1 protein-coding gene is annotated in these 314 nt (G+C 38.9%); it reads right to left on the reverse strand.

The genetic code is table 11. From position 1 onward, the window contains the following. A partial coding sequence (locus tag A6E03_RS04390; protein ID WP_141677220.1) for a hypothetical protein occupies positions 1–299 on the reverse strand: 299 nt, incomplete at its 3' end. Positions 300–314 lie beyond the last annotated feature (15 nt).

Consider the following 314-nt stretch of genomic DNA (forward strand, 5'->3'; position numbering starts at 1 on the left):
TGCTTATGACGCAAAAAGGTTTGTTTTTTTGCTATGGATTCAGGGGCTATATTCTCATCAAAATAACCCAACTGACATAATAAACCGTCTTTATTAGTTCCCCATAGAGCGGGTTTTTCAGCATCATCAACCAAAACTGGAGTGAATGGAATTGGGCGAACATTGTGTAAATCAGCCTCGGTTACATCAGATGATTGATGCCAAGTCGCTTCAATTCTCTCACCCTCTTCATCTAGATAACTTTTAAAGTAAGCCCCTAATAGATAGATTCCGTGATCATAGGTTTTTAAGGCAGACATTACTTGTCCTCCTTA

This window comes from Aliivibrio sp. 1S128, from assembly GCF_001691065.1.
GTDB lineage: Bacteria > Pseudomonadota > Gammaproteobacteria > Enterobacterales > Vibrionaceae > Aliivibrio.